The following is a 12,659-nucleotide window of genomic DNA, read 5'->3' as shown; positions in this document are numbered from 1 at the left end:
ATCAGTCAATCGAGACCAGCTCGAAGCCAGCCTCATCGATTGCGCTCTTGAGCGCGTCCTTGTCGACGGTGGCACCGTCGTTCAAGAAAACGTCGACGTTTGAGACGCCGCCGCTGACGAGTTCGACGCTGACATTCGAGACAGAATCGAGTTCCGTCAACTCTTCAGTCACCGACATGACGCAGTGTCCGCAGGTCATTCCAGCGACACCCAGCTTCACAGTTTCAGTAGCCATTGTGGTTCCTTTCTTCGCATCCATAACTCTGTCGCATACCAATGCGAGCGACGTACGATCGTGCGCAACGCTCACACGATGGCGGCTGAAAATTACTTCTCACTCGCGTCGACAGCGCGAGCAATTCCCCCAGCCAGATCATCGGTTCGTAACTGCTCTGGTGTGACAGATGGCAGTTCGAGCTCCTCGAGCTTTTGTCCGCCTGCCAATGGCAGCATCCACTCAAGAACCTCGTCCGTATGAGTGAACGCCGCGAGTTCGAAAATCCATTCCCGCGGATCCACCTGAGCTGCGAACTCTGGCTCGGAAGCAGAATTGAGACTGAGGTTCGCATTGCCGTCATTTGCCACCTGAATCACGATCTGCAAGAAAGCTGGCTTGCCAGCTGCGGCATACACTTCCTTCAAACGGCGCATATACAGCAACGCCGCCGTCGGGACAACGCGCAGACGTGCTCCGCGATCCTCATCGAGAAGTGCCATGCCGTCCCAAATCGTGGAGCTTCCCACGAGTTGGGCACGCACCCACTCTTCCTTCCACGTGGGAGGAGCAGTTGCCACGATAAGAGCAGTAGCCGACTGCAAGAGCCACTCCTCGTTGTCGATATCGACTCCGTTCTCTTCGCTCACGGTCACCGCCGGACGATCCCTCATATCCCAACCTGCGGGCCGAGCCTGCTGACGCATCTGGTTTTCGATTGCCTCGATCTGCGCGACGGCGGCAAACCAACCGGTGGTGACGCGCTGGAAAGAGGCGCCTTCACAGTAGGGAGCATCGGTGAGCAGGGAAACGACCTGGAATGCGAAGCCGCCTTCTGGAGTGATAATTCCGCGAATCGCACGCACCGGGATACCCGAAAGTTTACCCATAATGAGATCGGTGTGAACATCGAGGTCATCTTCGTAGGCGATACGTTTCGCCCACATCCCGCTCTCCAACTCTTCGAAGCCATCTTCAGCGTCTGGCTTCGACGGCGAAACGAGAGTGACTGACACCGGCTCGCCAGCTTCGCTGACTTCGACGTCGGCGGGGACGGAACCCCACTCGCGTGTGACAACCGCGCCAATGAACTGGGATGGGACACCGGCCTTAAAACTCCCGATTTCTACATTCTCCCAGCCCCATGCGATTCCGTGATACACACCGAGCAGTGTGCGCTGGCCGTCGACGTCGAGGCGATAAAGCTTGGAGCCGATCGGGATTCGAGTGGGATCAACAAGCAACAGCGGAGTTTCGACGCCGTTTGCCTTTGCCACGCCTGAGCCATCGAAAGGTGCGTGATCGATGACTCCGCCTTGGAAAGCTCCATCGGTGAGCGGGCCAGCGGCGACGCGGGTCTGGACAAATGGATCCGACGGGATCTCAAGATAGTGAATTGCTTTGTCGTCAGCGAAAGGAGTGCCAGGGAAACGTACTGAGCACAGATCGATGAGATCAGCTGGCGTAGAAACTTTGTGACCCTCATTGGCGTCAACCGCATAGCCGCCGCACAGTTCATAACCTTCGTTGAGATAAGAATCCGCCTGAGAATCAGAGACGGGAAGCAGATAGGTGAACACACATCCTCCTTGGAAAAGACTGCCCCCAGACTACCGGCTGGGCCAGATTTTCGGGTAATTTTGTCGGTTTTCGAGTTGCGTTGCTAGTGAGATGACGACGGGAGCGAGTGTGTCACCTACCCCGCCGTCGTGGAACGATTAGTTGTCTCGTGGAGTGCGTTTCCAGATACGGAAAATGAACCAGGACACAATCGCAAGAATCACAATCACGGTAATCACTGTGGAGAACTGTGAGACGACCGCTTCAACCTTGTTCCAGTTGGCGCCGAGCGTATAGCCGGCGTAGATCAGTGCCGTATTCCAAATCGCTGAGCCTGCTCCTGTGAGCAGGACGAACTTTGCGAAGGGCTCCTTCACGACGCCCGCTGGCAGAGAGATAAGTGAACGGAATATTGGTAGGCAGCGGCCAAAAAATACCGTAAGTCCGGAGTACTTGGTGAAAAACGCTTCAGTTTTATCCACGTCGCTCATCTTCATGAAGGGGATCTTGGACATGAAGAAACGTGTGCGCTCACGGCCAAACCATCGAGCGATCCAATATAAAGCGATAGCTCCGAGGACGGAACCGATTGTTGCCCAGATGATGGCACCGGTCAACGAGAACGCGTTGCCCTGTCGTGCCGTAAACCCGGCCAATGGAAGAAAGACCTCTGAGGGGAGAGGCGGGAAAAGATTCTCGATAGCAATAATGAAAGCGATGCCTGGACCACCCAGAGCGTCCATAACGGACACTGCCCACGCGGCGACGCCGGAGAGGGAGTCTGCTGCTGGGACATCGCTTTGGTAGACGAATAGTGTGGAGATCATTCTCTGTCTTCCTTAGTTCAGAGCCTCAACTTCGGCAAAAATTGCGCGAAGTCCCCAGTTCACCGCGCCGACGACGATGCCGCCGAGCAATGCCCAGCCGAAATTGGCAACCACCAGGTGCAGGTCGAATGATGTGGTAATCCAGGCAGTGAGTTTGAGCATCAGAGCATTGACGACCACGAAGAACAAGCCGAGTGTGAGGACGTAGAACGGTAGAGACAGTAATATCACCAGCGGACGAATAAGAGCATTGACACAGGCAAGCACAAGACCCGCGAGCACAAAGTACACAATACGTGAACCAGTGGGGCCGAGTCCGGACAGTACCGAGTCGGCTTTCACGGAACCGTCGAGTGAAATACCAGCCAGGAGAGCCGTAGCTACCCATAAAGCGATCGCGTTAAAAATAATCGTGATGGAAAACTTCATGTGGCCAGTCTAGGGTAGACGACGGCGAGTCAGGCGAACTTCTCGATGATTTAGAACAGGTTCTCCGAGGCACGTTTGAGAGTGAACCCCTTCCCGGAGAGTGCATTCCAGCAGGTCACTCCATCTTTTTCGACAGTGCATCCGTAACCTTTGACACTCACAGAGTTGCCGTAATCAAGTACCTTGGTTGCCGTAACTTTAGTTTGGCAGCCTTCGCTGATCTCGCCCTTTGGGGTCAGTGTGTAGGTTTGCGTTTTTCCTTCGCAACTTGAGGGTGTGGAGGGATAATCGTAAACATTGATCGAGCACATGAGGTTTTCGCCCGACAGTGCGCAGTGAATATTCTTTGCCGGAGAGGTGAAGTTTGTGGCCTCGATACCTCCTTGGGGGAGCGGGCGTGCAGGCGTGATCCACGCACCGTTTGCGGCCAGTGCATTGAGCTGTGGGGCAATCTGAGATTCTGCCAAAGCACCAAGGAGGCTCAATGAGTAGGACTTGGGGCAGTGGGAATCAATGTCTTTGAGGGCAGCGGTCACGGAATTTTTCATGTCGTCGTTCCATGTGCCTTCCGTGGCGACATAAGAAACGTAAGCCGAGAGTTTTTCCGCGTCGGCAGCCGGTGAATCGCATCCTGTGTGCTCAGCAATTGAGGCCGGGGTATCGACGGGGATGGGGTGATTCGATTCTGAGTCTGTGGATTGTGGGGGCGGCGATGCGCTTACGTGGTCAGTAATCGATGGGCGCGGTTCTTGAGCCGAGCCGGCCAGGTTTCGTCCCTGGAAAATCACCATCGAGAACACCAGAGTAATGACGAGAACGAGGAGTGCTGCAGCTCCGATCAAAAGGTATAAGGGACGTTTTCCAGTCATGACGGCAGCGGTCAAGGATCCCATCGAATGTGGATGTGGATCGGTGCTATGCGGTGGCATTGGGGTGTCGCTTTCTGGCGCATTCTTGAAAAAGTCGTTAACGCTCACGTTTTCCTCCTTAGTGACCACTCTAAAGCACGTGGGGTGTCGCGGACGAATTTTTGACCACGTCATCGCTGAGTTATGCAGGAATATTCACATTGTGGATACCGCTGTTCGCGTTGTGGAAAGAAAAGAGATGCGATGGGTGCGATTAGGTAACATTGACAAATCGGAAGGAGGATCATGGAGTTTGGACCAGATTCAATTGTGGTGCCGCTCGTCGGGACGACGAAGGCGGTGGTGCTCGAAGAGATTGCTGACAGTTGCGACGTTGCAGATATTTTTGAATGGCGAATCGATTTTATGATTGCGAGCCATCCGAACCCGTCGATCACCGCGATCGCGCACGACATGATTCCCGATATGCTCGCGAGTACGGATTTGCCGTTTTTGTTGACGATCCGAACCTTGAGCGAGGGAGGCACTGTTGAACTGAGTGACGGTCGTATGCGCTTACTCTTTGCTGAGCTTTTCGATGTGTTGATGCGCCTGCAAGTAGATCCTGAACGTGTGGCAATTGATTGTGAATTCACGATGCCTCAGGTTGCAGAGTTTGTTCGGCGTGCAAAAGAAGCCGGGTACGCCACGATGGTCTCTCACCATGAGAGCGCCGATACTCCGGATGATGAAGTGATGCAACTGATGATCGAGGAAATGCGTGAGGTTGGTGCTGACGTTGTCAAGTTTGTTGTGTCAGCTCGACAGGAGAGCGATCGTGATCGTCTTTACAAGGTGCTCGATGAGGTATACGATCCAGCGCATCCTCTGATCTCATATGCACAGGGTGTGATCGGTGTTCCCTCACGTTATGAGGCTCTTCAACATGGCTCTGTTGCAACTTTCGTGCCCGCTGGGCATCCAGCGAAACCACGTTTGATTTCGCCTGAAGCATTGCGTGAGAAGGTCAACGAGATCCGGCTCTGAATGAAGAGTCTCAAGGATGTGTGGGCTTCGGAAACTGCCGAAGCCCACACATCCTTTACCAGGAGCACGCGGGAATTGGTCCGAGACCTGTGAGCTTTCCGTTTGCGTCTGCTCCAATTGCGCGTACAACAAATCGTTCAGCAGCGTCGAAGAACATGGAACGTTCTGGCTCTTCTTTTGGAATACGGCGTCCGGTTAGAGCTCCATTAATCAATGTGATGGCGGTGCCAACATCTTGCTGAGGGGCGAGATCATTATTGATACATGCGTGGATGATTCCTCGGAGAATTTTTGACGACTGCGCAATATGCTTACCCATCTGACACGCAGCTTCCGGTGAGACAACTTGGGTAAGTGGTGGGCCAGGAGCACGAAGGTAAGCGCGCTCCTGAAGAAGCTGCGAGCGGACGAAAATCCGAAGTTGATCGATCGGATTTGCGGTAGTTGCTAGTGACTTTTGGACGTTTTCAACATAGACCGAGATCTCGTGGGCAACGAACTCCATCAAGAGATCTTCTTTGTCGTGAACGTGGTTGTAAATTGCTGTGCGTCCGATCCCCGCTTCACGTGCAAGATCTGACATTGTAATACCGTCAAATCCACGTTCCTCCATAAGGCGTTGGAGTGCGCCAAAAAGAGCATCGCGGGTCCGTTCGCGATGCTCAGCCAAATTTGAACCGATAATCTTCGGCATGGGATTCTACTTCCTTGTGTTGTGCGGTGATATCTCAAGTCTACAGGGGAGTATGGCTGACACTAATAGCGTAGTTGTCATTTCCTTGCGTGGGGTAGTGCGCTTCTCAGCTACACAGTGAGAGTCTGGACTAATGTCCTAGAGCAGTGTTGGGGAAAGAAAAATCCCGGTATCCGCTTTCGCTGGAACACCGGGAACATTTTGGTCGGGGTGGCGGGATTTGAACCCACGGCCTCTTCGTCCCGAACGAAGCGCGCTACCAAGCTGCGCCACACCCCGTTGCCGTTGCAACTCGTTTAGTTTAGCCGACAAATCAGCAAAATACCAAACGCAAAACTGAGTGGCGCAGACCACCCACATTTTATTTGTCGATATCGATGATGATCGCTTCAGGCGCGGTGAAAAGCCGCAACGGCACGTATGGAGATGTGCCGATTCCTGCCGACAGGGAGACCGCTGTAGCGTCGGGCGGCAAGTGCATATCGCCGTCGGTAGTAATGACCGTGCCGCTCGGTGGCCACTGGAAAAGTCCGTGAGCGAAAGGAGTTGGCAGATCGCAGTTTGTGACTAAAGCTCGACCACCGGGGAGCGACACCTGGCCGCCATGCGTGTGACCTGAGAAAATGATCTGAGCTTGGGCTGCGTGCATCTCATCAAGCACCGAGACGTACGGGGCATGTGTTACACCGATGCGAATCACGCCATCGGGGCGCTTTTGAAGGTGCGGCATTCTGTCGCGTCCCATATGTGGGTCGTCGACGCCGAAAAGTTCCAGATTGTGTCCGGCCACTGTTGTTGCGGCTGTCGTGTTCGTGAGGTCGAACCATCCTCGGCCTGTCAATCCGCTGCGCAAAAAATGTGAATCAAGTACTGCTCGATTCGTATGGCCGTCGCTGCTCGAATCTCGAATCAAATACGAGAAAGGATTTTTTGGCCGCGAACCGTAGTAGTCGTTTGATCCGAAAACAAAAGCGCCAGGAAGATCAAGTAGCGGATCGAGGGCATCGAGAACCGCCTGAATTCCCGCATTCTCGCCAACGAAATCGCCCGTGGCAATCACGAAATCTGGATTCTCGTGGCGCAATGATCGTAAAAAATCTGCTCGGGATTTATCTGCCGCGATGAGGTGCATATCCGACAGATGGAGAATACGTAGCGGGGGAAGGCCCTCCTGTGATGGTGCGTGAGCTACGGCGTCGGCGATATCGAGGCGCCTGTGTCGCACGACGTAACGGTGAGCATGAGCATAAGCGAACAAACTGACGGCCACGCCGGCCGTTGCTGCGGCACTGAACGCGGCCGTCAAAAACTTCATCACTTATTTCCTGTTGTCGTTGGAAGAATCGAGTGTGTTGGGGGCAGACTTCTCACGCGGAGGATTCTGCCGTGGAGCCGGCTTCTTGGGTGTCTTTTCCTTCGATTCTTGGGACGGCGTGGTGTCGTCAGGAGTTGTGTTGTCTGATGTCGACGGCGCAGATTCTGTAGCCACACGTCGGGGAGTTTTCGCCTGTGAGCCATAGGATGAATCTGGTTCACGCGAGAGGCTGGCTAAGTCCGACGGAGTTGTGAAGTTAATGATTGGCATTCCGTCAAGTGCTGCATCGTTATACATCTTGAAGGCGCGAGCAGGGTAGAGGCCACCAAAGACTTCGGAATGGAAGACCCCGTTAATCCGAGTGTTAAACATGGACACGAGGCCCTCCATGTGTCCCTGCCAGACAGCAGTTGCGAGCTGAGGCGTGTAGCCGATGAACCATGCGGCGTAGTCATTATTTGCGGTACCCGTCTTACCGGCAGCCGGACGTCCATTTTTGAGGACGGCTTCTTCGCCGGTGTATCCTGGTGCCACAACAGACTTCAATACGTAGGTGGCTTTTTGTGCTACTTCCTTGTCAAGGACTTGGCGACACTGTGGATCTTGTTTGCCGATCACATTGCCTTTCGTGTCCTTAATTTCGGTGAAAGCGATAGGCTTGCATGACTTCCCTTCTGCCGCAAGGGTGGCCATCGCAGTTGCTTGTGCCAGTGGCGTCACTGCGTTTGACCCTAGGAGCATTGACGGGTTCAAATCGAGAGGAAGGATTTCCCCATTCTTTACGAGGTCGCCACGCTGGTTGCGGGTGAACCGGGAGGACTTGGAATCTTCACGCGCAATCTCACCGCGCTTGAGACCCATTGCAGTGACTGTATCGCTCAGGGCACATAAGTTTTCTTTATTGCCCATGGCGACAGAACCAGCATTAATTGAGCGGCGAATGATGTCCTTTACCGTCAGCTGGCCGCGCGCATACCCCAGGCCGTCAAGATTCTGTGGTGTGTATTCGTCAGCGTATCCAGGAGCACAGGGAATATTCCATGAATCACGCGAGAAGGTTCGCTGGGTTGAGTTGACGTAGTCAAAAGGAGAACGCCCATCTTTGAGCCACTGAACAAGGGTGTAGGCCTTGAAGGTTGATCCACCGAGGTAGCCAATTCCGCCTCCCATGTCCTCTCCGACATTGAGATTGAGCTTGGTCTGATCGGGATCTTCATCGGTGGGATTGCCATAGCGCGTGTTTTGCGCCATGGCCACGATTTTCCCGGTCCCTGGCTCCACAGAAGTCATCGCCATTTCGATTGAGGAAGGGTCATCGATCGGGGTTTGTGTGATCAGTGCCGTATGAGCTGCATCTTGCTTCTTCAGATCCAAAGTGGTCTGGATTTGAAGACCGCCGCGGTAGAGAGCCGCAAGGCGCTCATCACGATTCTTACCCAAAATAGGTGATTCGAGAAGTTGCTTTGTCACTAGTTCACAGAAATACGCATTATCGCCTGCGGCTGCACAACCGTTAACAGACGACGTTACGTGAAGCATGTCCTTGATTGGTGTATCGATTGCTGCTCGCATGTCTTTTTCGGAAATCATACCGAGCTGGTTCATCTTGGCGAGGACAGTATCGCGTCGCTTCTTTGCTAGGTCAGGATTCTTGACAGGATTCCATTTTCCTGGTGACTGGGTAATACCAGCGAGCATTGCAGCCTGGGGGAGGGTGACGTCTTTGGCGTGTTTTCCATAGAAATACTGGGAGGCTGCCTCGACGCCCCACTGTGAGGGGCCAAACTGTGCCACGTTGAGGTAGCCAGTGAGAATTTCATCTTTGCTGAGCTTATTTTCAACAGCGACGGCGTAGCGGGCTTCGTTGAGCTTACGGCTCAAGGAGCGTTCGGTCGCTGCTTGAATTTGGTTAGTGTCGCCAGAAATTCGGCCTTCTTCCAGCAGGGTGTTTTTCACGAACTGTTGAGTAATCGTGGAACCGCCTGCGATTGAATTACCGGAGGCGTTGTTAATGATTGCGCCGACGACGCCCTTCACATCCAGGCCGTGGTGTTGATAGAAACGCTGATCTTCGATCGCTACTGCCGCATTTTTAATCAATGGTGAGATCTGGCTGGAATCGACAATGATGCGATTCTCTGAGTAAAACGAAGCGATCTTTTTGCCGTCCGCGGAGTACAGCGTGGACTGTTCCGACGGATGGGAAAAGTCAATCTTCGAGGGAAGAGTTTCGAATGTGCTCGTCACAGCGTTTGCGGCGGTGCCTGTGGCGGCAGTAAAGGGAATCGCGGTTGCGGCAAGCAAGGATCCTCCCACTGTGCACAGCAAAAGGAAAGCCACGATCGCGGCAAAAATCGATTGTCCACTCAGATTGCGGTTTTCAGCCATGAACCTAGGATACTGTGTTTGTGTGTATTAGCGAGAGGGTGTCGCCTATTTCGCGTCTTACTTGCAGTGCCAAACACGGTCAAAAGTGCATAGCGTACCACCTTTGTGAAGCTTCGGTGTGCTATTAGTGCAATGAGGCGTTAATATGAATAAGTCGCAGAAAATGTGGCCACTCAAAAGGCAATGACGCCAGAGGAGTTTGTATGTCTTTCTCTTACGCAGAAACTTCGTGGACCGCTGCAGCAGCTTGCGCGGACACAGATCCAGATGCTCTTTTCGTGCAAGGAGCGGCACAGCGTGACCTTCGTAAGTTGTGTGCGCAATGCCCTGTTCGACTGATATGTCTGGCTGAGGCTCTCGATTCCGAGGCGAATTTTGGAGTGTGGGGTGGAATGACCGAACGCGAGAGGCGTGTGCTCTTGCGCCGATACGCGGATGTTGAAAGCTGGTCATCCACTCTCGCTGAATCTGATGATTTTGTGATTTCAGAAATTCGCGAGGGTCGAATCCCACGTTTAGCGGAGATTCGCTCTGCGTGATTGCTTCAGGTTAATCTTGGGTCATGACTATTTGGGAGTACGCGACGATTCCGTTGCTCATTCATAACACGAAAGCAATTCTTGACACCTGGGGCAGCGAAGGCTGGGAACTTGTCACTGTCCTTCCCGGACCGAACGAGACATCGTTGGTTGCTTATTTGAAGCGACCCAAAGAGTAAGGATCGTGCCGATGCCGATGAGGATCGTTCGTTAGAGCACGCCAGTGGAGAATACAGTGTGCGGTTCTGCTGGTTGAGGGGCAGACCCGAATGGGTCTGCCCCTCAACCAGGAGTTCAGTTAAAAATCAGTGGGCACGACGCTGAAGACGGCCGATCTGCATCAGTAAAACAGCGCGGCCTTCGAGGCGGATCCATCCACGGGAAGTGAAATCGGCAAGCGACTTGTTCACTGTTTCACGTGAAGCTCCGACCAAGTGTGCAAGTTCTTCTTGTGTGAGATCATGTGCAACAAAAATGCCTTCAGGTGTGCGTTCACCGAAGCGCTCTGCCAGATCAAGGAGAGCCTTGGCAACGCGGCCGGGAACATCGGAGAACACGAGGTCTGCCATCTGTGAGTTTGTGGTGCGCAGACGCTTGGCCAGTTCTTTGAGCATTGCCTTTGCCATTGCTGGGTGATCCTCGATGTACGTCATCATGTCCTTGTGCGACAGTGACAGCAGGTGAGTCGGAGCAATCGCGGTGACGGTGGAGGAACGATTGCCGAGATCGAACAGCGTCAGTTCGCCAATGATCTCACCCGGCCCTAAAACAGCAATGAGGTTTTCGCGCCCGTCGTCGGCGGTATGCGAGAGCTTCACTTTACCTTCGGTCACAACGTACAATCGGTCGCCGTCGTCACCTTCGTGGAAGAGTGATTCGCCGCGCTTGAGGCTGGTCTCCGACATAAGTGCAGCGAGCGCCACGCGATCTTCTTCGGTGAGTTCCTTGAAGAGCTCGACGTTCGCAAGAACGCTGGAATCCATGAGCATTCCTTTCTGGTCAAAATCCCCACCCCGCGCACGAACCGGACGTGTTACCCGGTGTGTGAGAGGTCATACTGATCTAATGATGTCACGGATGACACAAATTTTCGACCTCGTTCAGCGTCGGAGAAAACTTGTCACGCTAGACTGGAAGAAGACAAGACAAGGAAGGCAAATGTGATGGTGAAGAAAGAGAAGTTCCCTCCGCGTCCACGCGCATACGCCGCGCGTCAGGAACAGGCGAAGTCAATCACTGATCGCCTTGCTGAAATCTATCCTCATTCGCGGTGTGCTCTTGATTTCACCAATGGATTCGAACTTTTGGTCGCGACTGTTCTTTCTGCCCAGACCACAGATGCAAGAGTCAACTCCATCACGCCGTCACTTTTTTCTGCCTACCCGGATCCGTATACGATGGCTCAAGCACGCCAAGAAGACCTCGAAGAAATCCTCCATCCGTTGGGGTTTTTCCGAGCCAAGGCTCGCTCACTGCATGGTTTATCTATTGGCCTCATTGAGGAGTTCGACGGCGAAGTCCCCGCTACACTCGACGAACTCGTGACGTTACCTGGCGTCGGAAGAAAAACTGCGAACGTTGTCCTGGGGAACTGGTTCGGAAAGCCGGGAATTACTGTTGATACGCATGTGGGCCGACTTTCTCGTCGCTGGGGGTGGACGCGTGAGACAGATCCTGTCAAAGCCGAAATGGAAATCGCAAAAATTCTTCCACCTGAGATTTGGACGATCACCTGTCACCGCACGATCGATCACGGACGCGCCATCTGTCATTCGAGAAAACCAGACTGTCATCAGTGCCCGATGGCAGATCTTTGTCCGTCTTTTCCCTTGGATTAAGGGTGAATTGCACGCTCTGAGAATGACCGCGCCGACATCGCGGCGCAGTGCTATGGGCGTACGTCGTTCAAGAACCTGAGGAGAACCTCGTTAAAACGTGTCGGTTGTTCTTCGGGAACAAAATGACCCGCATGAGGAATCTGGACTTTTGTGTACGGACCGTGAGCGAAATCGCGATCCTTAGCCCAGGCTCGTGGGGGAAGCAACGGGTCCAGTTCGCCGCGAATTGCCAGAACAGGAGCAGTCACGGGGGTGCGCGACACAGATAAATACTCTCGTCCGCGTGCTCGTAACTGACCTGCCCAACTCCAGCGAAGTCGTTCGAGAGCGAGTCCCGCAGCTCCAGGAAGAGCCATTGCGGCAGCGTAGTGATGCGATTCTGCGGATGCGCCCGTATTGCCGGGCGCGCTCCATGTGACAAGGAAATCTTCTACTCGTTGCGAGTTCGCTAAGTATTTCTTTCCTGTGACAGGCAAGATGGTGGCCAGTGAATGTCGCCAAGTTTTGAAGGTTACGTGGAAGCCAATTCGCTGGAGAGTGCGCGGATGCGGCGATGACACCGTGACCAGGCCTTGAATGAGGTTTGGAGCGAGAGCCGCTGCTGTCCACGCGTGCTCGCCTCCCCGTCCGTGGCCGACGAGGACGGCGTGCTCGTATCCGAGTGTACGAACCAGAGCGACGAGGTCCTCAGCAAGGGTGAGGGAATCGACTACTCCGGGTGTTTTGTCGGAACCACCGACGCCACGCATGTCGATTGCCGTAACGTTGAAACCGGCGTCGGCAAGTGGTGCGAGTTGGTGTCGCCAGGTCCACCAATATTGTGGAAATCCGTGTACTAGCAGAACAAGTGGCAATTCCTTGGAAAATTCGCCCATATGTGCCAGGTGAAACTGGGCGCCGTTAGCTTGAACGAATTTGTGTTCCCACGGGCCGGGAAGAGTGATGCAAGATGTATCGGCA

14 protein-coding genes and 1 tRNA gene are annotated in these 12,659 nt (G+C 53.8%); 4 read left to right on the top strand and 11 right to left on the bottom strand.

All coding sequences use genetic code 11. The annotated features are described in order from the left end of the window. Nucleotide 1 precedes the first annotated feature (1 nt). From ACTOVJ_RS00180 to ACTOVJ_RS00160, 5 genes are all read right to left on the bottom strand, one after another. Nucleotides 2-235 carry a heavy-metal-associated domain-containing protein gene (locus ACTOVJ_RS00180; RefSeq protein ID WP_449504288.1) on the bottom strand — a complete coding sequence of 78 codons (234 nt, stop codon included), beginning with the start codon at nucleotides 233-235 and terminating at the stop codon, nucleotides 2-4. A 92-nt stretch (nucleotides 236-327) separates the two neighbouring features. After that, on the bottom strand, nucleotides 328-1,794 hold the full coding sequence (locus tag ACTOVJ_RS00175; protein WP_449504289.1) for a hypothetical protein: 1,467 nt from the start codon (nucleotides 1,792-1,794) through the stop codon (nucleotides 328-330). A 138-nt stretch (nucleotides 1,795-1,932) separates the two neighbouring features. Further along, nucleotides 1,933-2,601: a DedA family protein gene (locus tag ACTOVJ_RS00170; RefSeq protein WP_449502028.1), complete on the bottom strand. Its 669-nt coding sequence runs from the start codon at nucleotides 2,599-2,601 to the stop codon at nucleotides 1,933-1,935. Nucleotides 2,602-2,613: 12 nt separating this feature from the next. Continuing rightward, nucleotides 2,614-3,030 (bottom strand): phage holin family protein, encoded by a 417-nt coding sequence (locus ACTOVJ_RS00165; protein ID WP_449504290.1) that lies wholly within the window; start codon nucleotides 3,028-3,030, stop codon nucleotides 2,614-2,616. A 50-nt stretch (nucleotides 3,031-3,080) separates the two neighbouring features. Further along, a complete protein-coding gene (locus ACTOVJ_RS00160; protein ID WP_449503209.1) occupies nucleotides 3,081-4,007 on the bottom strand; it encodes a DUF6636 domain-containing protein in 927 nt (308 codons plus the stop codon). Nucleotides 4,008-4,184: 177 nt separating this feature from the next. Between ACTOVJ_RS00160 and ACTOVJ_RS00155 the strand changes: the two genes are divergently transcribed. Beyond that, nucleotides 4,185-4,925 (top strand): type I 3-dehydroquinate dehydratase, encoded by a 741-nt coding sequence (locus tag ACTOVJ_RS00155; protein WP_449502025.1) that lies wholly within the window; start codon nucleotides 4,185-4,187, stop codon nucleotides 4,923-4,925. Nucleotides 4,926-4,980: 55 nt separating this feature from the next. Here ACTOVJ_RS00155 and ACTOVJ_RS00150 read toward each other — a convergent pair whose 3' ends face one another. The 4 genes from ACTOVJ_RS00150 to ACTOVJ_RS00135 form a co-directional block, all read right to left on the bottom strand. After that, nucleotides 4,981-5,619 carry a TetR/AcrR family transcriptional regulator gene (locus tag ACTOVJ_RS00150; RefSeq protein ID WP_449504582.1) on the bottom strand — a complete coding sequence of 213 codons (639 nt, stop codon included), beginning with the start codon at nucleotides 5,617-5,619 and terminating at the stop codon, nucleotides 4,981-4,983. A gap of 202 nt (nucleotides 5,620-5,821) precedes the next feature. Further along, nucleotides 5,822-5,898: transfer RNA gene (locus ACTOVJ_RS00145), tRNA-Pro, on the bottom strand. A gap of 82 nt (nucleotides 5,899-5,980) precedes the next feature. Beyond that, the gene (locus ACTOVJ_RS00140; RefSeq protein WP_449504291.1) at nucleotides 5,981-6,934 is read right to left on the bottom strand and encodes a metallophosphoesterase; all 954 of its coding nucleotides are present in this window, start codon (nucleotides 6,932-6,934) and stop codon (nucleotides 5,981-5,983) included. Between the two features lie 3 nt (nucleotides 6,935-6,937). Further along, nucleotides 6,938-9,322, bottom strand: a complete 2,385-nt coding sequence (locus ACTOVJ_RS00135) for a transglycosylase domain-containing protein (RefSeq protein ID WP_449504292.1) — start codon at nucleotides 9,320-9,322, stop codon at nucleotides 6,938-6,940. Nucleotides 9,323-9,525: 203 nt separating this feature from the next. Between ACTOVJ_RS00135 and ACTOVJ_RS00130 the strand changes: the two genes are divergently transcribed. Both ACTOVJ_RS00130 and ACTOVJ_RS00125 read left to right on the top strand, forming a co-directional pair. Then, entirely contained in the window at nucleotides 9,526-9,861 is a 336-nt protein-coding gene (locus ACTOVJ_RS00130) for a WhiB family transcriptional regulator (RefSeq protein WP_449502021.1), read from the top strand. Between the two features lie 23 nt (nucleotides 9,862-9,884). Further along, a complete protein-coding gene (locus tag ACTOVJ_RS00125) occupies nucleotides 9,885-10,040 on the top strand; it encodes a Sp36 family protein (protein WP_278012933.1) in 156 nt (51 codons plus the stop codon). Nucleotides 10,041-10,166: 126 nt separating this feature from the next. On the opposite strand, the gene ACTOVJ_RS00120 is transcribed toward ACTOVJ_RS00125, so the two are convergent. Further along, nucleotides 10,167-10,844, bottom strand: a complete 678-nt coding sequence (locus ACTOVJ_RS00120; protein ID WP_449502020.1) for a Crp/Fnr family transcriptional regulator — start codon at nucleotides 10,842-10,844, stop codon at nucleotides 10,167-10,169. Between the two features lie 180 nt (nucleotides 10,845-11,024). Here ACTOVJ_RS00120 and nth point away from each other — a divergent pair, with 180 nt between their 5' ends. After that, nucleotides 11,025-11,699 carry an endonuclease III gene (gene nth / locus ACTOVJ_RS00115; RefSeq protein WP_449504306.1) on the top strand — a complete coding sequence of 225 codons (675 nt, stop codon included), beginning with the start codon at nucleotides 11,025-11,027 and terminating at the stop codon, nucleotides 11,697-11,699. A gap of 50 nt (nucleotides 11,700-11,749) precedes the next feature. On the opposite strand, the gene ACTOVJ_RS00110 is transcribed toward nth, so the two are convergent. Then, nucleotides 11,750-12,574, bottom strand: coding sequence for an alpha/beta fold hydrolase (locus ACTOVJ_RS00110; RefSeq protein ID WP_449502019.1), 825 nt, complete (start codon nucleotides 12,572-12,574; stop codon nucleotides 11,750-11,752). Nucleotides 12,575-12,659 lie beyond the last annotated feature (85 nt).

It is taken from the genome of Arcanobacterium sp. (ex Cirak et al. 2026) (genome assembly GCF_053585065.1).
Note: the sequence above shows the minus strand (reverse complement) of the source record. Positions and strands in the feature narration are given on the sequence as shown.